General features: G+C 43.7%; 22 protein-coding genes. 3 read left to right on the top strand and 19 right to left on the bottom strand.

Annotation, left to right across the window (positions count from 1 at the left end):
• Positions 1-3: 3 nt before the first annotated feature.
• The 7 genes from HMPREF9706_RS08220 to HMPREF9706_RS08190 form a co-directional block, all read right to left on the bottom strand.
• Positions 4-714, bottom strand: coding sequence for a B3/B4 domain-containing protein (locus tag HMPREF9706_RS08220; RefSeq protein WP_006908911.1), 711 nt, complete (start codon positions 712-714; stop codon positions 4-6).
• Positions 715-768: 54 nt separating this feature from the next.
• Positions 769-1,596 carry an exodeoxyribonuclease III gene (locus HMPREF9706_RS08215; protein ID WP_006908910.1) on the bottom strand — a complete coding sequence of 276 codons (828 nt, stop codon included), beginning with the start codon at positions 1,594-1,596 and terminating at the stop codon, positions 769-771.
• Positions 1,597-1,626: 30 nt separating this feature from the next.
• The gene (locus HMPREF9706_RS08210; RefSeq protein WP_006908909.1) at positions 1,627-2,994 is read right to left on the bottom strand and encodes an MATE family efflux transporter; all 1,368 of its coding nucleotides are present in this window, start codon (positions 2,992-2,994) and stop codon (positions 1,627-1,629) included.
• Between the two features lie 119 nt (positions 2,995-3,113).
• Entirely contained in the window at positions 3,114-4,577 is a 1,464-nt protein-coding gene (locus HMPREF9706_RS08205) for an NCS2 family permease (protein ID WP_006908908.1), read from the bottom strand.
• A 255-nt stretch (positions 4,578-4,832) separates the two neighbouring features.
• Entirely contained in the window at positions 4,833-5,537 is a 705-nt protein-coding gene (gene gloB / locus HMPREF9706_RS08200) for a hydroxyacylglutathione hydrolase (protein ID WP_006908907.1), read from the bottom strand.
• A gap of 3 nt (positions 5,538-5,540) precedes the next feature.
• Positions 5,541-8,624 carry a DEAD/DEAH box helicase gene (locus HMPREF9706_RS08195; RefSeq protein ID WP_006908906.1) on the bottom strand — a complete coding sequence of 1,028 codons (3,084 nt, stop codon included), beginning with the start codon at positions 8,622-8,624 and terminating at the stop codon, positions 5,541-5,543.
• Entirely contained in the window at positions 8,621-9,157 is a 537-nt protein-coding gene (locus HMPREF9706_RS08190; protein WP_006908905.1) for a methylated-DNA--[protein]-cysteine S-methyltransferase, read from the bottom strand. The genes HMPREF9706_RS08195 and HMPREF9706_RS08190 overlap by 4 nt, the downstream gene beginning before the upstream one ends.
• A gap of 214 nt (positions 9,158-9,371) precedes the next feature.
• Between HMPREF9706_RS08190 and brnQ the strand changes: the two genes are divergently transcribed.
• Positions 9,372-10,679 carry a branched-chain amino acid transport system II carrier protein gene (brnQ, locus tag HMPREF9706_RS08185; protein WP_006908904.1) on the top strand — a complete coding sequence of 436 codons (1,308 nt, stop codon included), beginning with the start codon at positions 9,372-9,374 and terminating at the stop codon, positions 10,677-10,679.
• 77 nt (positions 10,680-10,756) lie between these two features.
• On the opposite strand, the gene HMPREF9706_RS08180 is transcribed toward brnQ, so the two are convergent.
• The 3 genes from HMPREF9706_RS08180 to pdxS form a co-directional block, all read right to left on the bottom strand.
• Positions 10,757-11,395, bottom strand: a complete 639-nt coding sequence (locus HMPREF9706_RS08180) for an HAD family hydrolase (RefSeq protein ID WP_006908903.1) — start codon at positions 11,393-11,395, stop codon at positions 10,757-10,759.
• Between the two features lie 148 nt (positions 11,396-11,543).
• Complete coding sequence (gene pdxT, locus HMPREF9706_RS08175; protein WP_006908902.1) at positions 11,544-12,122, bottom strand: pyridoxal 5'-phosphate synthase glutaminase subunit PdxT; 579 nt, start codon at positions 12,120-12,122, stop codon at positions 11,544-11,546.
• Position 12,123: 1 nt separating this feature from the next.
• Complete coding sequence (gene pdxS, locus HMPREF9706_RS08170) at positions 12,124-12,999, bottom strand: pyridoxal 5'-phosphate synthase lyase subunit PdxS (RefSeq protein WP_006908901.1); 876 nt, start codon at positions 12,997-12,999, stop codon at positions 12,124-12,126.
• Between the two features lie 113 nt (positions 13,000-13,112).
• On the opposite strand from pdxS, the gene pdxR reads away from it, so the two are divergent.
• A complete protein-coding gene (gene pdxR / locus HMPREF9706_RS08165) occupies positions 13,113-14,519 on the top strand; it encodes a MocR-like pyridoxine biosynthesis transcription factor PdxR (RefSeq protein ID WP_006908900.1) in 1,407 nt (468 codons plus the stop codon).
• An 85-nt stretch (positions 14,520-14,604) separates the two neighbouring features.
• On the opposite strand, the gene HMPREF9706_RS08160 is transcribed toward pdxR, so the two are convergent.
• The 7 genes from HMPREF9706_RS08160 to HMPREF9706_RS08130 all read right to left on the bottom strand — a co-directional run bounded on the left by HMPREF9706_RS08160 (position 14,605) and on the right by HMPREF9706_RS08130 (position 20,221).
• Positions 14,605-15,207 (bottom strand): nucleotidyltransferase domain-containing protein, encoded by a 603-nt coding sequence (locus HMPREF9706_RS08160; protein ID WP_006908899.1) that lies wholly within the window; start codon positions 15,205-15,207, stop codon positions 14,605-14,607.
• Positions 15,208-15,243: 36 nt separating this feature from the next.
• Positions 15,244-16,131, bottom strand: a complete 888-nt coding sequence (locus HMPREF9706_RS08155; RefSeq protein ID WP_006908898.1) for a hypothetical protein — start codon at positions 16,129-16,131, stop codon at positions 15,244-15,246.
• Positions 16,132-16,198: 67 nt separating this feature from the next.
• Positions 16,199-17,410, bottom strand: a complete 1,212-nt coding sequence (locus tag HMPREF9706_RS08150) for an amidohydrolase (protein WP_006908897.1) — start codon at positions 17,408-17,410, stop codon at positions 16,199-16,201.
• A 161-nt stretch (positions 17,411-17,571) separates the two neighbouring features.
• On the bottom strand, positions 17,572-18,039 hold the full coding sequence (locus tag HMPREF9706_RS08145) for a GNAT family N-acetyltransferase (RefSeq protein WP_006908896.1): 468 nt from the start codon (positions 18,037-18,039) through the stop codon (positions 17,572-17,574).
• A gap of 80 nt (positions 18,040-18,119) precedes the next feature.
• Entirely contained in the window at positions 18,120-18,845 is a 726-nt protein-coding gene (locus HMPREF9706_RS08140) for a MerR family transcriptional regulator (protein WP_006908895.1), read from the bottom strand.
• Between the two features lie 128 nt (positions 18,846-18,973).
• On the bottom strand, positions 18,974-19,417 hold the full coding sequence (locus HMPREF9706_RS08135; protein ID WP_006908894.1) for an organic hydroperoxide resistance protein: 444 nt from the start codon (positions 19,415-19,417) through the stop codon (positions 18,974-18,976).
• Positions 19,418-19,549: 132 nt separating this feature from the next.
• Entirely contained in the window at positions 19,550-20,221 is a 672-nt protein-coding gene (locus HMPREF9706_RS08130; protein WP_006908893.1) for an alpha/beta fold hydrolase, read from the bottom strand.
• Positions 20,222-20,494: 273 nt separating this feature from the next.
• Between HMPREF9706_RS08130 and HMPREF9706_RS08125 the strand changes: the two genes are divergently transcribed.
• Positions 20,495-21,058 (top strand): isochorismatase family protein, encoded by a 564-nt coding sequence (locus tag HMPREF9706_RS08125; protein WP_006908892.1) that lies wholly within the window; start codon positions 20,495-20,497, stop codon positions 21,056-21,058.
• Between the two features lie 132 nt (positions 21,059-21,190).
• On the opposite strand, the gene HMPREF9706_RS08120 is transcribed toward HMPREF9706_RS08125, so the two are convergent.
• Positions 21,191-21,637 (bottom strand): GNAT family N-acetyltransferase, encoded by a 447-nt coding sequence (locus HMPREF9706_RS08120; RefSeq protein WP_006908891.1) that lies wholly within the window; start codon positions 21,635-21,637, stop codon positions 21,191-21,193.
• Between the two features lie 213 nt (positions 21,638-21,850).
• Complete coding sequence (locus tag HMPREF9706_RS08115; RefSeq protein WP_006908890.1) at positions 21,851-25,393, bottom strand: phosphoribosylformylglycinamidine synthase subunit PurQ; 3,543 nt, start codon at positions 25,391-25,393, stop codon at positions 21,851-21,853.
• Between the last annotated feature and the right edge of the window lie 10 nt (positions 25,394-25,403).

The raw sequence follows: 25,403 nt of genomic DNA, 5'->3' as shown, positions 1-25,403 counted from the left end.
TATTTATTTTTCTAATAGAGCTTCTCTCTGGTCACGATTTAGGCGGTACAGGATTACATCAACGCCAAAAAAGTCTTCCAATAATGGCTTGAGTTCAGCCATTGCCTCTTGGCAGCGAGCTGCTTGTTCTTGATTGATCGCCTCATAACATAGAAGGGCGTTCTTCGTTGCTTCTGTCAACATGGTTCGTTGAGCTTCTCGCCAGTTAAAATTACGACAAACAGCCCCTTGCTGATCATAATAGATCACTTCCCCCTCTAAAGCAGGGTCGGATTCTTCAGCCCCTAAAGGCAAGAACTCTTCGCCCCCTTTAGCCATCCCCAAATGAAGGTCTCCGGCTAAGCAGTCAATATCCTCACCACCACCAGGAATCCCATAAGCTAAGGCGATGGCATTATAGATATCCACCAAAGGATTGATTGGTGAGAAGGTCTTGTCAGAATTAACCCGCTTAAGCATGGCTTCAATGGTGCAACGAGCTCCTTTTTTCGTCTTAAATTGACTGAAAGCTTCTCGCCACTGTGCCACTACTGGGTTCAAACGGAAGGTCTCTTCGGTTAAGAATTGTTTCGCTCTTTGAGTTCCCTGATCCAGTAGATCTTGCCGTTGTTGATGATTACGATCCGTATTATCGATTCCTCTTAACACCAAAATATTAAATTCAGCATCCGGAAATAAGTCAAAAATTGCTTCATCAATAATGAATTTTTTCATCATGACCCTACTTTCTATCGATTCTTTCTAATACATATTCTCATTATACCTTAATTAAATAGTCATTTCCAACAGGATCGGTGTATGGTCTTGACGAGCGCCTGAATCAATCATGGCAGAGTTTTTAATTTGGTCGCGCAAACGGTTAGAGACAACAAAATAATCAATTCTCCAGCCCGAATTATTTATCTTCGATGTCTTCACCCGTTGCGCCCACCAAGTGTATTGACCTTCTACCGGTCCATGAAGATGACGGAAGCTATCGGTAAATCCTCGTTCCAGTAAGCGCGAGAAGCCTTGCCGTTCTTCATCGGTAAAGCCTGCTGAGAAGTGATTGCTTGCCGGGTTGGCTAGGTCAATTTCTTCATGGGCTACATTAAAGTCCCCCATAGCGATGACCGGTTTTTGTTGGTCCAATTCAACCAGATAATCCGCATATTTTTGATCCCATATCTGACGGTCAGCTAGCCGCTTCAATTCACTACCCGCATTAGGCGTATAGACATTGGTCAAGAAGAGGTCCTCTAATTCCAAGGTCAAGATTCGCCCTTCACAGTCCATGAGTGCAGGCCCCCCGATCTCTGGGTAAGTAACCTGAGCATCAATCGATTTTTTATATAGGAACATGACGCCTGCGTAACCTTTTCGTGCGGGTTCGCAGGATGACCGCCAAGCCAGCTGATACTCTGGAAATTGTTCTTTTAAGATCTCCAAATGTTTCTTTGTCGGACCCTTAGTACTGAGCTTGGTCTCTTGAATAGCTATAACATCCGGTTTTAATTCAACAAGATCACGCAAAACGGCCCGGCTCATCAAGGCTCGATTCGAATCACTGGTCAAGGCCGCATTTAACGAGTCAATATTCCAAGAAATTAATTTCATTGTATGGCTCCTTTACTAGATAACTTACTCTTATTCTACCATAGACAATTGGTCTTGGGTGGCATTCATGATGGCTTTGAGCTTTTTCTGATGCATCAAAAAGGCTGGAATCAAGAAGGCAACGGATCCAATCCAAGCCATGGGATTAGCCAAGACTGCTCCAGCAAAGCCCATCCGAGGTGTCAGGAAGAAAGCGGCTAAGACCCGCATGACCAATTCGCCAATACCAGCCAAGGTTGGAAAGAGCGAATCATTCATCCCTTGCAAACTATACCGTAGCACAAACAAGATCGCTAAGAGCCAGAAGCTAGGGCCCATAATATGAAAGAAGGTGTTTCCATACTCATAGAGGGTGTTCGACACTGCTTGATCCCCAAAGATGGCCGTCAATTGACCACCTACAAAAAAGACAATCAGACCTGCTACCCAGGAGATCAGTATATTTAATGTGACTAACTTCTTAACCCCCGTTAAAAGACGGTCATATTTTTTAGCACCAAAGTTCTGTGCGACAAAAGTTGCCGCTGCTAGTCCAAGCGAGGCCATAATCTGTTCGACTAAAAGATCAATTTTAATAGCAGCTGAATAACCTGCCACTGCATTGGGACCAAGCGTATTTAAAGCCATAGAAACAGAGACCGAACCGATCGCTATAATAGACATCTGGAAACCCATGGGGAAGCCAAGTTTACAGTGAAGCGCTAATTCATCTCCCACTAACTTAAAATCTTTCTTCTCCACTTGCAAGACATAGATTCCCTTATAAATAACATACAAGCAGATCATAATGGCAGCAACCTGAGCGATCACCGTCGCATAAGCCGCTCCCTTAACACCCATCTTAAAATAAATAATTAAAACATAATCCAAAATAATATTCACCACTGTCGTCACAATCAAAGCCACCACGGGTGTCCGACTATCCCCAATGGCTCTTAATATATTGGACAACATATTAAAAAGAATCGTCACAATCATTCCGGCAAAAATAATAAAAATGTAATCATAGGCATAGCCAATTATTTCTTCCGGGGTTCGAATCAATCGTAAGATATCCCCTAAGAAATAAGTCGAAGCTAGAGTCAAGACCCCAGTCACGGCACAAGCCAGCATTATATTAATCGCAACTGACCGTTTGACCTTGCGGTAATCTCCCGCCCCAAAAGCTTGCGCTAAAGGAATTGCCGTTCCTGAGGTAAATCCTTGAGCAAAACCTAGAATAAAAAAGGTCAAAGAGCCTGACACTCCGACCCCAGCTAGCGCCTCCAGCCCTAGAGTTCGCCCAACAATAAAAGTATCGACCATATTATAAAATAATTGAAAAAGATTGCCGATAATGAGCGGCAAAGAAAATAGGACCGTTTTCTTGATAATAGGTCCTTCCGTCATATTATTCATTGACCTACCTCCTTATTTTGCTTAACTTTCAAAGTATAGAGAAAAGCGGTCGGTATTGCAAGAAAGTTTGCCCACAAAAAAAGAAGCTAGCCGCATGAACCAGCTTCTTGATAGACTTTTTATAGGAAGGCCATCACTAGATAATTCAAAATGAAGAGCAACATGGATACCCATAGAATAGGATGGATTTCCTTGGCTTTTCCAGTAAAAATCTTAACAATCCCATAGAAGATAAAGCCAGCTGCAATCCCATTCGAGATGGAATAAGATAAGCCCATAAAGACAGAGGCAAAGAAGGCTGGCACAGCCATTTCAAAATTAGCCCAGTCGATATCACTCAAGGATGACACCATCAAAATTCCAACAATAATTAAAGCAGGCGCTGTCGCTTGGGCAGGCACCAAACTAATCACTGGTGATAAGAAAGCAGCTAAAACAAAGCAGATAGCCGTCACGACCGAGGTAAAGCCAGTCCGTCCTCCAGCTCCAATTCCAGCGGATGATTCCACGAAGGTTGTGGTATTGGAAGTTCCTAAAATAGCCCCAAAAATCGTACCGACAGAGTCTCCGAATAAGGCCCGGTCCATTTTGGAATTAAAGCCGGAACTCGATTCAAGAGCTCGCTCGTCTTCTTCTGAGAAGATACCAGAACGGCGGCCAGTCCCAATAAAGGTCCCTACCGTGTCAAAGACATCCGATAAAGAAAAGGCAAAGATAGTCATCAAGACTACTGGTAATTTAGAAAGGTCTGAGAATAAGGATGGGATACCCGCTGAAGTGAAAATAACCCCAAAAGTCTGACCCAATTGTTTGAAAGAATCTGACAAGCTATTAGATGAAAAATTCAAATGCGAAAAGTCTACCATTCCTGTCACAAAGGCTAGAATGGTGGTAAAGATGATCCCAATCAGGATAGCTCCATTAGACTTTCGTAACATCAGAATGATGGTTACCACTAACCCTGCTAAAGCGACAAATACCGGAATATTATTGAAATTCACGAGCGCCGGTAAGATACCACCTGAGGTAACAACACTGGTCACCGGTTCCGTCAAGCTTGCTGCTGGATCGCCCCCATTAATGGATAGAATATTGCTCGCATCCGAGGTAAATTGTAAGAGCCCCGCGTTCTTAATTCCTAAATAACCGATAAAAATCCCAATCCCAGCCGAAATCGCATGCTGTAAAAAAGAAGGGATCGAGGTGATCAATAATTTACGAATCTTAGTAATCGTAATCAAAACATTTAACAAACCACAGATAAAGACCATCGATAAGGCTTCTTGCCAGCTAAAACCTAAGGCAAAGACAACTGTATAAGTAAAGAAGGCATTCAAGCCCATCCCCGGTGCTAAAGCGTATGGAACATTGGCATAGAGTCCGATAAAGGCCGTCGATATGGCAGAAGCGAAGATCGTTGCCAAAAAGACACCTTGGGCCGGCATCCCAGTTTGCGAGAGCATGGCCGGGTTAACAAATATAATGTAGGACATGGCTAGGAAAGTTGTAACCCCTGCTTGGATCTCTCGTCCTAGGCTAGTCTGATTGTCCTCAAATTTGAAATACTGTGCAATAGCGTTCATAGAATTCCTCCTTAACTTGATAGATCCTATTATAAAAGAGCAATCCTTTGAGCACGACCTTTTACCAAATTATTTTAAGCTTATTTATTTTAATGTTCGGAAATCTTCTGATTTTACTAGACTACGATAACAAGCCCCATGCACATTCAAAAACAACCCTTTGAATGGTTTTTCAAAGGCACTAGACGACCTTTCCCCCTAGAAATAAGGAGCGACTAGAGAATAAATTCCTAAGTTCACAGGCTAAATCAAATCTTAAGAAAAATCATCCCTCAGGTCACGGAGCCTTTTAAATTCGGTCAGGCTCTTAGCCATCAAGAAGGGATTGATCTGGCGTTCTTGGCCGATTGTCGTAGGAAGACTCGCCTTGCCAGCCCTTAGGCATGCTTGGCAATCAGTCAAAGCCGCTTGCAAGACGCTTGAATGTGGATCCAAACTCAAGGCAAAGCGCAGATTAGTCTGAGTATATTCATGCCCAGCATAGACCTTAACCGTATCGTCCAAGGAACGAAAATACTGCATGGACTCATAGGCTGCTTGATAGTCTTTGGTAAAGACTCGACCACAGCCAGCTGCAAATAAAGCATCCCCACAAAATAGGCAATCTGCTACTAAAAAAGAGAGGTGGCCCGGCGTATGCCCTGGTGTCTGGTGGACGGTCACAGGGACCTGCCATAAGTCAAATTGATCCTGATCCTTAAGAACATAGTTCGCCCAGTCTGCCACTTCTTGAGGGCCATAGACGGGACAAGATGGATAGTTAGCTTTAATGGCTTGAACCCCATCGGTATGGTCCGCATGATTATGGGTCAACCAGATCGCCTTTAGTTCTAAGGAATGGGCCTGAAGATAATCCAAGACCGGTTGGCTCTCTCCTGGATCGACCACAACCACTTCTTCACCTTCAACTAATAACCAAATATAATTATCTGCAAGGGCTTTAACATAAGTCACATTCATTGATTAATCCGCTCCTTCTAAAAATAAGTGTCGTAATTCCTCTGCGCTAAGATGGTGGACGGATCCAGTAGACCCCTCCACAAAGCGGTCAAAGAGGGCTGATTTTTCCTGCTTTAATGCTTCCATCTTTTCTTCCAAGGTCCCTTTAGCAATCAATTTATAAACAGTCACATTGTTCTCCTGACCAATTCGATAAGCACGGTCAGTGGCTTGGTTTTGAGCACTCTCATTCCACCAAGGATCCAAATGAATCACGATCGAAGCCTGAGTCAAATTGAGTCCTGTCCCTCCGGCTTTAAGTGAGATTAAAAAGACCTGACCAGGACTTGCCTGAAACTGTTCCACTGCTCGTTGGCGAGCTAGCTTAGGCGTTTGGCCCGTTAAGATCAAACAAGGAATTGCCCTATCCGTCAAAGAATCCTGTAAAAGATCTAAAGCGGAAGTGAAGTTAGAAAAAACCAGGACAGACTGACCATTCGCCAAAGCTTGTTGAATTAATTCGATGGCTGCTTTCATCTTGGATGAAGCTTGCTGAATATTATCATAAATCAAACGTGGATCCAGGGCTAGCTGGCGCAAACGTGTTAAGAGAGCTAAGACTTGCATGGCTTGTGCGTCTTCCCCAGCTTCTTGAGCTAACTTTTGTTTTGCTTCCATTAAGCTAGCTTGGTAGAGTTTCTCTTCGCTTGCTTCCAGGGAAACAATGTAATTCTCCTCCAACTTATCCGGTAAATCTTGCATGACTTCCTTTTTCATCCGACGAAGCATAAAAGGCTCTATCATCTGCTTCAACTTTGTAGAAGCTTCAACCGCATCTTCCTTCACAATATCGTGCTCAAAACGCTTTTTGAATTTGGGATAGCTGTATAAGTAACCTGGCAACAAGAAGTCAAAAAGCGACCACAGTTCGGCCAGATTATTCTCCATCGGCGTCCCCGTTAGAGCAAAGCGATAGTCAGCCTTCAAAGTCTTAATCGCCCGTGCAGTCTGACTCTGAGCATTCTTAATATATTGCCCTTCATCCAGGACCAGGGTATCAAAAGTCAAATCCTGATAATAGGCCAAGTCCCGCCGTAAGTAATCATAAGAAGTAATCAAAATCCCTGGCAAGTTCCCATAAGCTTCAATGATGGCCCGTCTTTGAGCAGCCTTCCCTGTGATTAAGTGAGACTGGACTGGAATGGGGAATTTTTGCAGTTCTTTTTGCCAATTATAAATTAATGAAGCCGGTACAACGATCAGGATAGGCTTAGTCAGTACTGAGACCACTGAAGCCATATAGGCGATCAATTGTAGACTCTTCCCTAGTCCCATATCATCCGCCAAAATCCCACCCAAACCCATGGCGCGTAGTTTTAAAAGCCACTCGACCCCTTGCACTTGATATGGATAGAGGATTGAACGAATACCTGGATCGATCGGTAACGAAGGCGTCTGCATGCAGTCTTCTATCGCACAGTCAAACTCCAAATCTAACGACTCACGATTAAAAGCCTTTAATTGATAATAACGATACAGGGGCACTTGTTCATGCTGGTTGAGCTTCTTTAATGCCAAGTCTTGCAGCAGACTCTCGACTGCCGATAATTGTTCGGGATCAATCAGAACACGTTCCTGCTTCGACAATTGGTAGAAATGCCTCTTTTTATGGTAGGACTTAAGGATCTGATTCACTTGTTTAAGATCCAAATCCCCCGACTGCAAATCCAAAGAAATCCGTCCCTTATTCATCCCCAACTTGAACTTAAGAGGTAAACGTCGGGGTCGAGTGAGACTCTTCACTGCTTGACTAATATAGACTTCTCCAAAATCCTTCAAATGGGGTAAGGTCTGTTGAATAAATTGATCCAACTTAGTTTCCTGGCTAATCTTCAATTGCCAAGGACCCATTGTTTGAGCTTGATAGCTAGTTTTAAGGCTTTCTAGAATTAGCCTAACCTGGGGTGAATCAGGGGTTAAACTTTCCAATGTGAGGGTCAATTCCAATTGATCCGTTAGATCCACAAAGAAAGCTAGGTCATCGCTAATATCTGGCCAATCTCCCCTAAGTTGCAACAAGGGTGCCTGGTTAAGGACCGCTCGCTTAATTGAAGGCAATTGGGACTCAGGAGCCCATTGAAAGGACTCATAATCATGCACTGTCTTCACCCAAAAGGCCTCAAGTCGATTACAAAAATAATAGTAGGCTTGATGGGCTAAGTCACAAAACAATAAGCAATCCCCCGCCTCCACTACCAGGTCATACCCTTTCAGATCTAGCTGGACTTGATAAATATGGGGAATCGGTTGACTCAAGCTCAAATCAAAGTGTTCCTTTAAGGGCTGCCAGTCAAAATCCACTTGATCCTTAAAGGTCTGGATATAATCCTTTAAGCTATTGGCATCCACTAAGATGGCTCCCTTTTGATAGATACTGGATTGATGTCGACGAATAAAGTCCAGGGTTCGCTTGGCCAATTCATCAAAGCGAGCTTCGTCCAATAAGAAACCAGCTTGTTTGCCTAATTTGACAAGCTGATGATTGGCTAAAGGCGTCAATAATTGATCCTCCAAAGATTTAATAACATAGAGTTTGTCTTGTCCCATGCGAAAGCGAATCTTATAAGTTCCTTGCTGGTCGTCCCATTGGGTATACGACTCCAATCGAATCGGTGTGACTTGGTCGGTCAAAATGGGTGCCAGCTGGTCTTGATAGACTTGTAACCAACCGCTGAGAAAGCGAGTTTGCGCCACACAAAACGCCAGATCCTCCTTTAATTCTTCAATCTGAAAAATCATCGTATCTTTAGCCGCCATCTGATATGGCACTTCCGGATACCGTTCTCTCAAGTAACTAATGACCGTCCAACAGGACCAGCAGAATTGTTGGCCAAAATAATGACGATTCTCGCAGGAATAACCTTCAATCCGCCCTTGAGGATCAAGCTTTAATTTGACCGATTGACCATTGACCTTAGCCGCTACCCAAAAATAATCTTGACTAAAGTCAATTGTTAAGTCTGATAGTACAAAATGAGTCTGTTGAAAATAATCAAAAACTGCACCTAAACGAACATTCTCGGTCAGATCAATCCCTGGAAACTTCATAGGCCTTTCTTCCTTTCTAGCACTCGGTCTCCTGCAATCAAGATCCCCTCATGCGTCAACAAGCGTTTCTTCAAGGGGATCCCACCCGCATAGCCAGTTAACTGTCCCTTGGATCCGACAACTCGGTGACAGGGGATGATTAAAGGTATCGGATTGGCCCCTACTGCTTGACCAATCGCCTGCGCCATATGCTTAGAAGCAGGAGCCACGCGTCTTCCCAATTCTCCATAACTAATTAGCTGTCCAAAAGATAGACTTAATAACTCCTGCCAAACCTTGGAACGAAAAGAAGTCGAATGAAGGGGAGCTAATCGACTGGGATCGAATGCAGGAGGTGTTCCCTCAAAATAAGCCTGGAGATAATCCGTAAAATAGACGAAGTCTGCCCCACTCGAGGCAGTTTCAACCGTGATGGGCCCTGGCTTATCAGATAACTCGCCTTCTTCTAGGACTAAGGAGACCAGTTGGCCAATCTCATTCATGGTTAAACGGATCGGTCCTAGGGGACTAGGATAAGTCCAAACTCGATACATGTAATCCCTCCTAACTCAATGATAAACAAGGTTTGATTCTTGCCTAAGGCCTAGCTTTCTTTCATTAATTATAACATGAAGTGTTCGCTACTGGCAGAATGCCCCTTAAATACCCTTTCATTAATTCTTTAAAAATCTCAAATTGTTCTCTCATTTTCCACTCATTTATGCTATGATTTAACCATAAATTTCACTAGATAGGCGGATATACACTATGAAAATAAAAACGAGCGATATTTTAATTACCGGACTGGCTCTTTTTGCCATCTTCTTTGGGGCTGGTAATCTCATCTTCCCACCCTACTTAGGGGTTGTCAGTGGACAGGCTTGGTGGCAAGCCATCGGTGGCTTTTTAACATCGGACCCACTTTTCCCAATTTTAGGAGTGCTCGTCACCATTCAATTAGGCGGACAAGCAGACGACCTGGGCAAGCGTGTCCATCCAAAATTTGGACTCATTCTAGCTGGGATTGCCATTCTCTTGATCGGTCCCTTGTTCTCAGTCCCTAGAACCGGTGCCACCACCCACGAGATCTTCGTTCAAAATCTCTTTCCCATGGTTCCCATCTGGGTCACCTCACTCATCTTTTTTGGCTTAACTGCCTACCTGGCTTTGAATCCTAACAAGGTAGTCGATCATATCGGAAAATACTTAACCCCCTCCATCCTAATCATTATTACGATTCTCGTGATTTCAACTTGGATCCATCCTGCTAAGGAGATCGCAGCTAATCGTTTAGAACAGCCCTTTGCTACTGGCTTTAGAGAAGGTTATCAAACCATGGATGCCTTAGGCGCTTCCTTAATGGCTAGTATTGTCATGACCGAATTAAAAAACCGAGGCTATCAAGCTGGCAAACATCAGATCAAAGCCGGTAGCTTGGTTGGATTGGTGGCCTTTATCTTATTGGCCTTAGTCTATGTGGCTCTCGCCTATGTTGGTTCTCAGATTTCTGCCTTTTATGGACCAGACAATGGTCGAACGGAAGTCTTTAATGGCATGATTAATCTAACACTCGGTCATTGGGGGCAATTGCTCATGGGGATCTGTGTGGCTTTAGCCTGTCTCACAACAGCTATCGGCCTCACTTCAGCCTGTAGTAATTTCTTCCATCAAGCCTCAGGTGGACGTTGGTCTTATCAACAAGTCTGTCTAGTCTGTGTCAGTGTTGAATTTCTTATCTCTCTGATTGGAACACAACAAATCATTGGCATTGCGTCTTCCGTATTATCAATTATCTATCCGATGTTTATGATCTTGATTATCCTTTCCTTCTTCGATCGCAAGATCAAATACAATCAGACTTATACAGGAGGAGTCATTGCTGCTGGCTTAATCGGGACCATACAAGCCTTGGCAGCTCAGGAAAACACGATCTTTTATCGACTCTTTCATAACATGGCGACGTGGACTTATAGCCTACCACTAACGAAATTCGGCTTAGAATGGTTACTTCCCGCTCTAGTTACTGCATTGATCTTCACCCTTGGTGCGGCCATTAAAGACCGCCTCGCCTCCTAAAAAAAGCAAACCACCCTCAGCTCCATGAATAACATCATGGGGCTGGGGGTGGTTTTTGCTATTTTTCAACTTTAATTCTACCAATCCAACAATTCCTCAGGCTGGCTTATCAAATAATCCGCCCCTGCTTCTTGGAGTTCTTGCTTGGATCCATAGCCATAGAGTACACCGATAGTGGTCAAGCCGATTTCTTTACCTGCTAGAATATCGAACTTACGATCACCAATCATCACCACTTGATTGACATCCGGGTTATCTAAATGCTGTAAGCTATATTGAATAACCTCTGATTTATTAGATCGACCCTCATCCAGGGTCGCTCCACCTATAAAATCAAAATAATGGGCTAGTTCATAATGGTCTAAGATTTTCTGGGCAAAATATTCTGGCTTAGAAGTAGCTAGAGCCAGTGTCTTCCCTTGATCTTTAAGGCTAGCTAGCACACTTGGAATCGCTGGATAGATTGTATTCTCATACATACCCTGATCTTGATAATAGTCACGGTAAAAGCGGATCGCTTGCCTAGCTTCTTGTAAACTCAAGCCCATAAATTCTTGGAAAGAGTCCAATAGAGGTGGACCAATAAAGGGATAGAGCTGACTGCGTTCAGCCACTTCAATTCCAAAGTGTTTGAGCGCATAACGTACCCCTTCCGTAATCCCAATACCCGGATCCAATAGCGTTCCATCCAAATCAAATAAATAATAGGTCTTCATAGCTTCCTCCTTAACCTTCCTATCAATCAAAAGGGTCTTCCTAGCCTCATTCTATCGAATTATCCAGCTAGCGTCATCTCTCACACAAAAAAAAGCAGGGTCGAGTCACAAAACTCAAACCTGCTAAAGGGGATGAATGATTAAATGTTCAATCCTTAGACGAATAGGCAGCTACCTTCGCTAAAAAAGCTTGGTGGATGCGATCATCCAAGGAGAGCTCTGGGTGAAAGGCCAGGCCGATCTGATTCTGATAAGCCACGGCAACAATCTTATCTTCGACCCTAGCCAGGACTTGCACCTCTGGGCTTAATTGAGTGATGTAGGGAGCTCGAATAAAGACTGCCGGAAAATTAGTCAGATCACCGACTTGAATCGCAGCTTGAAAGCTAGCGGACTGACGACCAAAAGCATTGCGCTTGACCGTAACCGGTAGGGTTGCTAAGTGCTGTGTCGAATCTTGATCCAGCTTTTGGGCCAGTAAGATCAAACCTGCACAGGTTGCTAATACGGGAAGTCCATCAAGAATTTTTGCCTGCAAAGGCTCAAAGAGACCTAATTCATGAAGCAACTTACCTTGAACGGTACTCTCCCCTCCCGGTAGAACTAATCCCTTAATTGCATCTAAATCCTTGACTTGACGCACTTCACGAACCTTTGCCCCTAGCTTTTCTAAGACCGCTCGATGTTCTTGAAAGGCCCCCTGCAGGGCTAAGACACCAATCTCCATCCTATTGACCTCGTTCTTCCATGATGACCTTGATCTCATTAGGGTTTAAACCAACCATCGCTTCGCCGAGATCTTCTGATAATTCAGCAATCAAGGCCGCATCTCGATAATTCGTCACCGCTTGAACAATCGCTGCTGCTCGACGAGCAGGATCTCCGGACTTAAAGATTCCCGAGCCCACAAAGACACCTTCAGCCCCTAACTGCATCATCAAGGCCGCATCGGCTGGGGTTGCGACGCCACCGGCTGAGAAGTTAACGACCGGTAATTTGCCATTTTCATGGACATAGCGAATCAAGTCATAAGGAACTTGTAATTGCTTGGCTTCTTCATAGAGTTCATCCGGCGACATGCCTTGAACGCGACGAATAGCAGCATTAATCTTTCTTAAATGACGAACCGCTTGTACTACATCGCCAGTTCCTGGCTCTCCCTTGGTCCGGATCATCGAAGCGCCTTCTTCAATCCGACGTAAGGCTTCTCCCAGATCCCTTGCCCCACAAACAAAAGGCACCTTAAAAGCCCGTTTATCAATATGGTAGACATCATCCGCCGGTGAAAGAACCTCTGATTCATCAATATAGTCAATATCAATGGCTTGTAGAATCTGCGCCTCCACAAAATGTCCAATCCGAACCTTGGCCATAACTGGAATGCTGACGGCTTCTTGAATGCCCTTGATCATCTTGGGATCACTCATCCGAGAGACCCCTCCGGCTGCTCGAATATCAGCTGGAATCCGTTCCAAAGCCATCACCGCACAAGCACCTGCTTCTTGAGCAATCCGCGCTTGTTCTGGGGTCGTCACATCCATAATGACGCCCCCTTTTAACATTTGAGCCAAGCCTTTATTTAAGTCATATTGTGTCTTTTCCATGCGAATCCTCCTTGATTTGCTTCAATGATCTTGCTATATTAAGCTTAAACAAAGCTTGACCTTACCAAAAGGCTCAATTCGCTTATTTTTTACAGGCCAGATTGGAGAAAACCATGTTAACCTATGCCCTCAAAGAAAATGACCAGCCCTTCTATCAACAAGTCTATTCCGCCATCAAAAAGGACATTCTAGCCGGTCGATTGACCGCCCATACCAAGCTCCCTTCCAAACGGGCCTTCGCCAAACACCTAGGCCTTAGTACCATAACCATTGAAAACGCTTATGACCAGTTGATTGCTGAAGGCTATCTTTACACCCAAGCTCGTAAGGGCTATTTTGTTGCCAAACTACAGAATCTTGGCCGCTATCAATCCCTAGCAAAACCGAGTCCCATTCGCTTACAAATGAAGGAAGAACCCGACCTAACCTTCGACTTCTCCAGCAGTCAATTAGACAGTAAGCATTTTCCCTTTTCCATCATGGCAAAAATGATGCGGCAAAGCATGACGGATCACAAGGAGGAATTATTGGAGCGATCTCCCTCTGCCGGCATCCTAAAGCTCCGCCAAGCGATTGCCGATCACCTGGCCTCTTTTCGAGGGATGCAAGTCGATCCCCAACAAATCGTCATCGGTGCCGGTACTGAATACCTCTATGGCATACTGGTTCAGCTCTTAGGACCGGATAAGATCTACTGCATTGAAAACCCCGGCTATAAAAAATTAAAACAAATCTATGAAGCCCACCGAGTCACTTGCCAGCTGGCCGCCATCGATCAAGAGGGTGTTAAGGTCTCTGACCTTAGACAAGTGGCTGCTGATATTGCCCACATCAATCCCACCCATCATTTCCCAACGGGAATCTCCATGCCCATCAACCGACGGTATGAGCTTTTGGCCTGGGTTAATGAAGAAGCTGGACGCTATATTATTGAAGATGACTATGATAGTGAATTTCGTTTTACAGGCAAGCCCCTACCGAGCTTACAGAGTATCGATGCAAGCGAAAAAGTCATTTATCTCAATACCTTCTCCAAGTCCCTCACTTCCACCATTCGGATCTCCTATATGGTCTTACCTCTCCCACTGGCCAAGCAATATCATGATGACCTCGCTTTTTATTCCTGCACAGTCTCTTGCTTTGAACAATATTGGTTGGCCAACTTTATCAGTCAGGGTTACTTCGAGAAGCATATTAATCGTATGCGACTCTATTACGGCCGCAAAAGAAATCAAGTCATGGATTGCATTCATAAACAATTACAAGGGCAAGCTTACCGAATTATTGAGAACCAGTCCGGCCTACATTTCCTACTAGAAGTTGAGACTCCCTTGAGTGACCAAGCAGTCAAGCAAGCCCTCTTAGACCAAGGGATCGGAATTCATAGTGTCTCGGATTATGATATGAGTATGGCCAGTCCAGACAGTCACTGCTTCTTAATCCAATATGCCGGCTTTGATATCCCTCGCTTCAAAGAAGCACTCAACACTTTCCAGAATATTGTCTTCCCCAAGCAATAACCCCACAAAAAGGCTAGGACTCAGTGTGAGCCCTAGCCTCTTATCATGATTCTTAGTTTATATACCTTCACCCATCGGTCGTAGCTTAGATCCCCATCACATGGTCGATCCAAGACCGAATGGCCCCATCAGACCGTAAGGACATCGCCTGGTGAAAAAGCGCATAGCCTTGGGGATCGATGGTCTTCAATTGTTTGATTGCCTTCTTAGACCCAAAATAAAACTGGTCTCTTAGGGTAAAATAATCTTCCAAACTTTCAGCCAGCAACATTACCGCCCGATAATGGGCCTCATCGTCGCCCTTTTCCATTCGTCTCAAGACCTTCTTCATCCATGATTTAAGGAAATCTTTATCAGCGGGATCGGTCATTTGATGAGCTTGAACATAGTCACGAACCTCCTGCTTGAGCTTAGCACCACTCCCATTATCCTCAAGCAAAATAGCATCGTACAAGGTCAAAAAATCCTCAATCGGTCGCTGGGCGAGTTCGGCTTTACTATAAATAAAACAGTCTAACAAGATGCCCTCAATCATTGAATCATCGTGGCTTATTGTTTTATCCTTGACAATCACCAGGCAGTCAAAATCACTCTGGGCATCAAACGTTCCTTCAGCATAAGACCCATAAACTGCAATGGTTAAGGGTTGATAACGAGCCCGTAAATAATTAATAATAGCTTGGTTCATCTTCCGCCTCCATAAAAATCGATGCACATAAATCCCCTAACAAGGCCGCTCAGGATCTAGCACCGCAAGAAAATAGTCTTCCTTCCAACGAAAGCCCAGGCTTTCTAACCGAGCAATTCTAGCAGCATTCTCATCCCTGTCACCTTCTAAAAAGTAATATAGACACTCCATCTTGGGCGATTGATGGCTGACAAAAGCTAAAAAGGTTCGCAATAAGCGGTCTTCTATCGCTAGATCTGCCTCTGAAGGATCAACATATATGCCAAAAATTTCAGGGTTTAAACTTTTATATATCCCAAATAGACTTGCTAGGATCTTGCCTTCTCTCCTCAAACAAAATATAACGAAACGATCTAAAGCCTTTACGAGTCGTTCACTGGTCCAATAAATCCCTTCTTCAAGAGCAAAGCGATCATGAAAAGGAGCGTATTCTTCAAAATTAATCTCCGTCACACGCTCAATTCCTTGCTGATCCGGATAAGGATAAGCTTCTGAGTGCTTCCACTGCATCACTGTATTATAGTCCAAAGACTGAAGATCCGACCGCTTCACAAAATAGCTATGGGCCCATTGATTATCCAAAGGAAAACCTAAGTAGAGGGTATAAGTTGCAAAACGATCCTTCAAAAAGTTGACCATAGAATCCGCTACGAGTCGATAATCTGTCCCTTCAGACACTAGAAAAAGCGTCGTCTGAAGATAGCGGTCTGCTTCGATCCAGAAATAAGCACACAAACCTTGAAGATGCCCCTCCTCTTCCAAAACGATCATTTCCGTCGTATCTTTTAAGGATAGCTTTTCGAAGACCGCTTCCACCGCCTCATAAGAAGCCAAGCGTGGATAACTGGCGGTCTCGCCCCTTTGACTTAACCGCCAAGCAAAGTCGATAAAAGTATCATTCGATTTATTAATAGGAATAATCATCCCAAGCCCCCTAGCTATTCATCTTCGACTCATCAAAGCCCATCAGCCTGCTTTGACTCCGATATTCCTAATCATCGCTAGTCAATTCATGATAGGCAAAGCTGGTCATCAAAGCGACGGCGTATTTTAATGCGGCTTCATCCAGATCGAAATATTCATTATGATGTTCTGCGCCCGATCCGAATTCCTTGTTGCGAATACCGACAAAGCTAAAGACGGAAGGAGCCACCAAAGAGTAATGGGCAAAGGTCTCAGAAGCGTACCACTTCAGGTCATGAACCAGATGACCTGGGAAGAGTTCCTCTGCTTGAGATTGAACTTTCAAGGCTAAGCCTTCATCATTCACCACCGGCAAGGTATCAAAGCCAGCCACTTCCCCTTCTTCAATCCGGCAACCATGAACCGGCGCCACCCGTCTCGCGGTATCCATCAAGAGATCATAGGCTCTACGTCCTTCCGCTTCATCAAAGAAACGCAGCGTTCCTGCAATATGGGCCCGATCTGGAAAGACATTGTCCTGGCTCCCTGCATTAAATTGAGTGATCCCTAGAGTGACCGTCTTTTCAATGTCTATTTGATTATTCCAAACCACTGAGATAGAGTTCAGAATATCCACTCCAGCATAGATCGGATTGCGAGCCAGGTCCGGTCTGGACCCATGACCCCCTTGACCCACCACATCAAAGTTAATCATATCTATCCCTGTCATAATCTGGCCAGGATCACAAGCGATTAAGCCCGTATCCAAGAAGGCTGCCAGGTGATTACCGTAGATAGCATCAATTCCTCGACCCTGCAAGAAATCAACCATGGCATGAATACTGTTGGCCGTTTCTTCCGCTTCTTCAAAAATAAAGATAATCTTACCACTTAATTGATCCTTCAAATCATGCAAGATCTGCATGGTAGTTAAAAGAATCGCCATATGGCCATCATGTCCACAGGCATGCATGACCCCGTCCGTTTGGGATATGACCGTCCGTTTTTGAGCGAGATTATAGGCATTCTCCTGAACTGGCAAGGCATCAATATCCGTCCTTAAAGCAATGATCTTTCCAGGCCGTCCCGTATCTAGGGTCGCAATGAATCCCGTCCCCTTGGACCGCTGATCGGCCGGCACCTCTTCCACCGTCAAACCGAGCGCATGGCATTTTTCTTTAATAAAGGTGCCGGTTTGAATCTCCTTAGAGGATAATTCCGGATGCTGGTGAAAATAACGCCTTAATTCTCGTGTCTTTTCTTCATAGTGTTCGACAAGCTCTAAAATCCCTTGAGTCATATAAACCCCTCCTCATTCATTGAATCATTCAGCAACAATCCTACGTCAATTATGATGACGCTTTCTTATTAATTATAGCAGTCTCTCCCCAGGGAAACTAGTCATAAATCACCAACAAAAAGGACAAGCATGCCTTATAGAGGCCCTTGTCCTTTTAGCGATTAAAGCAGTTGTTTTTTAACCATAATGATTGCTTCGTTGCGGAAGAGCTCAACAAATCCCTGGTTTAAAAATAGGGGGACCGAAGGATTATCGATGGCAATACTATCGTAGAGGGCCTCAATTCCATGCGACTTGGCCCTTTCACAAAGCAGGGCCAAACCAGCCCTTCCATAGCCCCTTCTTCGATAAGGCGCATAGATCTTTAGATTAGATAGGTAAATGGCTTGATCCTCATCATAATGATAGGCAATTTCTCCTACAAAATCACCCGATTCGGTTTGAAGATAGCGATAGTAACGCTTATCTTGTGGATCTTCAATCCAACGATGATACCAATCCGGCCACTTATCTTCGGAAAAATCAATCGTCCCCCCATAAGCATGATTAAAAGCCATAGTCTCAGGATCTGCCAACAGCTGCTTCATGAACCATAAATCTTCTAACTTAGGTCGATAAGTCTGAAGCATAGTCTCATCCCCTCTCAGAGTATTGAAGCACCTGGATATAGCTTTTAACCGAAAGCGCTTCTTATACCCTCAGAATAATCCTAGCGGCAATAATAGTCAATGGCTTGATCGACAAACACAGCCGTTCCCGCTCCTGCAAAATCATCGATGTTTTGGGTGAATTCCCCGCCCGCTGCATACATCTGACCTAGACCAGCTAATATTTCATTGGTACATTGGTAGTAATGTTGACTAATAAAATCTTGCAATTTTTTAACCAGAGCTTGTGCTTCTTGTCCATCAAAGGGACCGGCTTTAATCTTACCAAATTCGGCAAAGATCAACATTAATTGCTGATTAATCAATTGGCTTTCTTCCCCACTTCTTTTTTGATCCTTGGCTTCAAATTCTTTATATTCGGTCGTCTCTCCCCACTTTTCTTTGGCTTGTTGGCGATAGTCGTCTAACTTCTTAGTATCAAATGCTGAAAAATCCATTTCATGACCTCCTAGAGTTTTTAATTTTTGGGCGAACTCAATTAAATTCGCTAAGCGTTCTTTCTTGAGTCTTAAACATTGAATTTGTTGATCGAGTGCTAATTGCTGATCAAATCCGGGGCTCGTCATCATCGACTTAATTTCTTTTAAGGGGAATTCCAATTCTCGAAATAGCAGAATGGTCTGCAATTTTCTCAAATCGGCCGGGCTATATAAACGATAGCCCGCCTCGGAATAATCGCTGGGCTTTAAGAGACCGATCTTGTCATAATATTGCAGGGTACGCACGGTTACTCCTGCGATTTGACTGACTTCTTTGACGGTTTTCACGGTGAACCTCCTTTCCATGACTTAAGCATAAACTATGACCTAAGGTAAGGGTCAAGGGTTAGCGACAAAAAAATAAAACCAGCTCCCCCATCACTGGGTGAAGCTGGTGAGTGTGAAAATTCCACTAATTATTTTACTTCGGGGTCATACTCGATGGCCTCGATCTTCACATCCATATTTCCTTGAGTGGCCTTGGAATAAGGACAAACCGTGTGGGCTTCTTCAGCCAATTTTTGAACTTGGTCTAGGTCTAAGCCTTCAATACCAACTTGAATGACTGTTCCCAAACGGAAGTCGGCTGCATCAGGTTTCTTATAAAGATCGATTTCTTGCTTCACTTGCGAAGCACCCTTCACTTGATGTTGGCCTTTAACCACTTCAAGGGCACTATGGAAACAAGCAGAATAACCTAAAGCAAAGAGCTCTTCAGGGTTGGTTCCTTCGCCACTGCCTCCTAAAGCCTTAGGTGTCGCAATTTTAAGACTTTGGCTACCATCTGTTAGATAACTACGACCATCTCGACCGCCGGTATTCCATGCCGTGGTTGAATAGACTTTTTCATAATTTGACATCTTATCACAAGCCTTTCTTATAGGATAGATCCATTATAGTCCTTTTTTCACAAACTGTCGCAGAATATGCTCAAAGTAGGTCTTAACGGAATTCGTTAAAAAGGAAAGCGTCGGTTCTCTTAAAGAAAACAACTAACCTTCATGGCTTAGAAAATCATGGATAGCCTTGGCGATCTCTTTCGGCTTTTCCGTATGAAAATCATGACTGGTATTGGCGATAAAATGCGATTTTATCATCGTTTGATGGCGGTGGCACTCCACTTTTGCTCGCTTATAATCTAATAAAGCTTCCGGTGAATCTGCTAATAAAAGAAGCGTCGGTACTTGAAGGGCTCGATCAAAAAGATCGCAATCCGCATTGAACTTAATCTTCAACAGGGTTGAAATGGTGTCACTGTCCATATCCAGATGGTTGGCTCTAATATATTGTCTAGTAAATGCCAATTCCTCTTCAATAGTCGTATTCATAAAATCCTGAGTGATAATAGCACCATCTAGAATAATCATTCGATCTGGACTTAAACGGTCGACATGGTCAAGTAACAAATCCGCCCCCAATGAATATCCCATAACCATTGAGCGAGGAGGAATTTGACGTTGTAACCACTGGCCAAGAGCGTCTTTATCTTGTATTTTTATGTACCGATTATCAAACTGACCCGGCAAGTTCAGATACTTAATCTGATAATTAGCGAGAGCGGTCAATGCCCTTTCTAAGGACTCTATATTGGACCGATCACACCCTAAACCCGACAGCATATAGATCCTCTTAGGGGCATCCTGATTGTTTCCTTGATGATTCATCTTTAATCCTCCCCTTCTTTCGAGAGATAAAATAGGCTTAATCTGTATCTTCGCTCCTTTAAGATAGTTGATTTTGCCTCTCATAACAAGTCCTAGTGGGCTTTTTAAGGAGATTATACTTAGGAATAATATCTTAATTGAAAATCTTCAATCCTAATAAATTTTAAAAAGTTTCCGGTCTATTTGATCATTGGTCCACGGATCCTGCCCATTGAATCCCTATCCTGACTTGATATAATAAAGAAAATTAGATTCACTGAAAGGAGTTTCACTATGATCCCCATGACTTGTGATAATACTCTGCTGATTGTCATTGATATTCAGGAAAAATTAGTCGCCACCATGCCAGAAGCCGATCGCTATCTAGCAAATACTCAATTCTTACTTAAAGCCCTAAGCTATCTGTCTGTTAAGACGGTCGTCACCGAACAATACCCCAAAGGTTTAGGTGCCACTCATGCTGACCTGATCCCCTACTTAAAAGCAGCCCCCTGCTATGCGAAGACTCAGTTCAATGCCTGCCTGCCCCAAGTATTGGACCAGATCGATGACACCATCCAACATATTGTCCTGATCGGTATGGAGACTTCCATCTGTGTCGAACAGACGGCCCACCAATTATTAGCTGACTACCCTCAATTAGAAGTCCACCTGATCCGAGATGCCGTCACAGCACGGTCATTACAAGAAAATGAATGGGCCTTGCAACAACTCAGACATGACGGTGCTTCTATAATCTCCAGCGAGAGCTTTATCTATCGCTTGTTAGCGGATGCCAAACACCCCCACTTTAAGGAAATCATTAAGCTCGTAAAAGAACGGCAGAATACCCAATAGAAAAAGCCAAGTCCCATGGAGTTAAACGTCCAGGGACTTGGCTGTTTTGTATCGAAAATTATTATATTAAAATAAAAGTTTTTATTCATCCTCTTTTTCAAAGCTTGATTTAATCTAAAAAATCACCACTCTTTAAGACGGTAGGTCTAATTGATACCATTCTTCAGCAATTTTAATAAATCCCAGACTTTCAAATAAGTGCCGACTGCGATGATTAAAGCGATAGATCCTGGCTTTAACCGCCGGCAAGGCTTGCTCGGTGGCTAATTGGATCATTGCTTGAATACAGCGCCGTCCGATGCCTTGATTTTGATAGTTCTTGCCGATAACAATCGCCACTTCCCCATCCTCACACAAGGACACATCACCTACCAAGCTTCCTTGATACTCAATATAATAGCATTGGCCGTGGGCACAGAGATAATCATACATCCGATGAAGTTGATCGAGGTCATAAGGCTCCTCTTGATTGTCCACTTGTCGACAGATCTCAATATCTTGATACCAAGCCAGTGAAACAGCGTCATTCCGATAATAGGGAATCAAGCGGATCGCTTCGTCTACTTGACGGATATTCACGGATCCATCCTCCTTTCATCCATTCTTCCTCCTTTATAGGATACGCTCTTGACCCAAGTCAAGCAATCACTCATTCAATCATTCACCAGTCTTCTTATCGATTTCTTAAAGGCTATTATCCTCCAATGATTGTAATAGAAAAAGAGACTGCGATTAACGGATCACAGTCTCTTGTTATTATCCTGTTAATTCAGAGCGATCAATACCCTCTTGCTACTTTCTTTCGCCTTCAATCGCTTGAACTAATCCCTGAATAAATGGTGCTTGATGAATAGATTGGTTGACTAGGCCTTTGTGACTGAAGCGTTCGAAGTTTCCAATACTTCCAAAGACATGGCCGGTTGAATCCATCATCGCATCAATGGCGGAATGTCCTGCTAAGAAACGGTTAAAGCGACTAATAACCTGCGATTCTAAGGAATCATCACAGTCAATCGCTAGCCATTTTGAAGCGAGAGCCGTATGGTATTGCCCCACACCGGCATAGATCGACGGACGAATCACTGTCGCTGGAACAATCTCATTAATGGTCTTATCATAAGGGTTCTTTTGGATTCGAATCTGAGTGCCTGCTTGAAGACGGCTAAATTCAATCAAGCCACTGCGGATCAAGCCGGCAAAAGAAGCACCAATACCTAAGACATAATTATCCTTGATAAAACGCTCCAATTCTTCCCCTAAATCTTGTAATAAGAATTCGACACTCTTACCAAATTCAGTCTGGTTCCCCTGAATCATTCCATCTGGCAGCGCCAAAATATCATAGTCCGCTAGTTTATCTTTGAGTTCCTTGATCGATTGGGCATAATCGATCGATTCTTTAATCACATAAAAATCAACCTGGTCAGTGTATTCTTTAAAGCTTTGATATAAGTCATACTCACCATTCGTCCCCGTCATCACTGGAATAAGTACTTTTAATGAACTTTGAATCGGTTCTAGCGATGAGAAAGGCGCCACTTGATCCAACTCAAGCGGTTGATCGATCAAATCAATCTCAGTAAAGACGTCCGCTAAAGGTTGAGTATAGATTCTTTCCAGTTCTGCTAAAGAATAGCGTTGATCAGCCACAAAATCTCGGTGAGCTTGAGTAGAACCAATTAAGTGACCTTCAGGAATCATCGTTGATGAATCAGTCTCAATGATAAAGGCTAATGGATATTTTTGACCCAGGTAGGCTGGATCTAAGCTTACTCCGATCTGATTACCCAAGGCCATTTCCACAAGATTATGTTCTAGGGTCTGATCATCCAGCGTTGAAATAGCACGGGCTTGACCGGATTGAACCAATTGGCTTACGGATTCCAATAGTTCTCTTACTACTTCTTCTTTATAAACATCCCCCTCATCTAAGTCTGGAGTTAACAACCAGAGCTTGGAGTCGGTTTGTTTTAGTTCTCTGGATACAATATGATCACAATGGCTAATGCCAACAGCAATACTTATCACACTTGGCGGAACATTTAAGCCCTCATAAGTGCCACTCATACTATCTTTTCCACCTAGTGCCGCAGACTGAGTCTGTTTCATCGCCTTATAAGCCCCTAGCAAGGCACCAGTCGGCTTGCCCCAACGAATCGGGTCTGCTTCCAGGCGTTCAAAATACTCCTGCATGGTGAGATAGACGTCCGATGGATTGACCCCTAGAGCGACCACTCGAGCAATAGCGTTCAATACGGCATAATAACCTGCATGGAAAGGAGATTGTTTAGCCATTTTTGGATAATAAGCAGGTGCCATCACCGAAGCGGTGGTCGTGTGACCTTCTAGGACGGGCATTAAAGCCGCCATTCCTAATTGAGGAGTCAATTGGTATCTACCACCTAAAGGTGCCAATAGCGTTCCTTTTCCAATGGTGCTATCAAAGTTCTGAATGAGGGCTTTTTGAGAAGCTCCATGAATACTTTGCAGTTGATCCGGCAATGATTTGCCTTCTTCTAATACCGATTGAATACTTGAAGCGGCAATTTTAACCTTAGCATGTTTTGAACTTCCATTCGTATTCAAAAAGTCGCGACTGAGTCGTAAGACTTCTTCTCCATTATAGTCCATCACCATATAGCGATCTTCGGTAACCTCTGCCACCACGACCGCATCAAGATCTTCTGCATTAGCTAATTGTATAAAGGCCTCTACGTCTTTCTCGCGAACAACGACTGCCATCCGTTCTTGAGATTCAGATAGCGCTATTTCACTAGGATCAAGGCCTAGGTATTTTACCGGAACTTGATTTAAATCAATCCGTAAGCCATCAGCTAGTTCTCCAATGGCTACTGATACGCCTCCCGCTCCAAAGTCATTACACTTAATAATTAAGCGAGTTGCTTCCGGTTGACGGAAAAGGCGAATGATCTTACGTTCAATAAAGGGATTGCCTTTTTGAACCTCCGCTCCTTGGGCTTGTAAGGAGTCCTCTGTTTGTACTTTGGAACTTCCCACAGCGGCACCAACGCCATCACGTCCAGTTTCACCGCCAAGAAGGATAATCCGATCTCCCGGCATTGGTTTTTCACGAAAGACCGAATCTACCGGTGCAGCAGCCACTAAAGCCCCCAATTCCATACGTTTAGCCACAAAGCCATCATCATAATATTCCCGAAGATAGCCTGCTGTTTGTCCGATATCATTCCCATAATCACTATAGCCTTGGGCTGCTTTTTGAGTGATCACACGTTGAGGCAACTTATTCTCAAGGGTATCGTCATAGTCGGTTAAAGGATTGCCAGCCCCGGTAATCCGCAATGCCTGATGGACGTAACTGCGACCAGAAAGTGGGTCCCGAATGCCTCCACCAATGCAAGTCGCTGCTCCTCCATAAGGTTCAATCTCAGTAGGGTGGTTATGGGTTTCATTTTTAAAGTAGAGTAGATAGTCTTCTGCTTCACCATCAACATCTACATCAACCCGTACGGCACAGGCATTGACTTCATCCGATTCATCCTGGTTGGTAAGCCAACCTTTACGCTTTGCTAATTTGGCATTAATGGTTGCTAGACTCATTAAGGTCATCGGACGTCCGTCGCTATATAAGCTTTGACGATCAGCTTGATAATCCGCTAAAGTTGCTTGAATTTCTGCTTGATAATCCCCTTCTAGAACCTCCACCTCATCCAATTCAGTGAAGAAGGTCGTATGACGACAATGATCTGACCAGTAGGTATCGATAACTTGAATTTGGAAGTAAGTTGGATCAACCCCTTCTTCGATGAAGTATTGCTGAACCAAACGAATATCTTCTAAGTCCATCGCCAAGTCCGCTAATAATTCCTCCAACTGAGGATCTGTGAAGGCTCTAAAGCCTTCGATCTTGGCTAAATTCTTGAAATCAGACCGTCCCATATCCCAAGATACAGGGCCAAAAGGTAATAATTCATATTCTATCTCATTGATAAAGTATTCTTTAATCTTTTGTAATTCAAGCTCATTGACCCCTTTTGCCACAATTATCATGGAATGTTTTAAGTCTCCCTGAAGGGCCAACTGATGATGAATGATCGATAGGGTACTATCTAGCGTTTGATTAAATTGTCCTAGGACAAGACGGTATCTAAAAGACTGACTTGGGTCAAATTGATCCAACTGATCACTGATTTGGTAGTGATCAAAAAGCTGTGACGCATGATCAATAATAGCTTGAGCTTCTGTCTCAAAAACATCAAATCTTTTAACTTCTTTGACAGAATGAATCTTCAAGAAGTTTTTTATTTCTTTTGCCAAAAATTGATCTTGACCGCGATCGACGATAATATATGTCAAAATAAGCTCC

It is taken from the genome of Facklamia hominis CCUG 36813, from assembly GCF_000301035.1.
GTDB classification, from domain to species: domain Bacteria; phylum Bacillota; class Bacilli; order Lactobacillales; family Aerococcaceae; genus Facklamia; species Facklamia hominis.
Note: the sequence above shows the minus strand (reverse complement) of the source record. Positions and strands in the feature narration are given on the sequence as shown.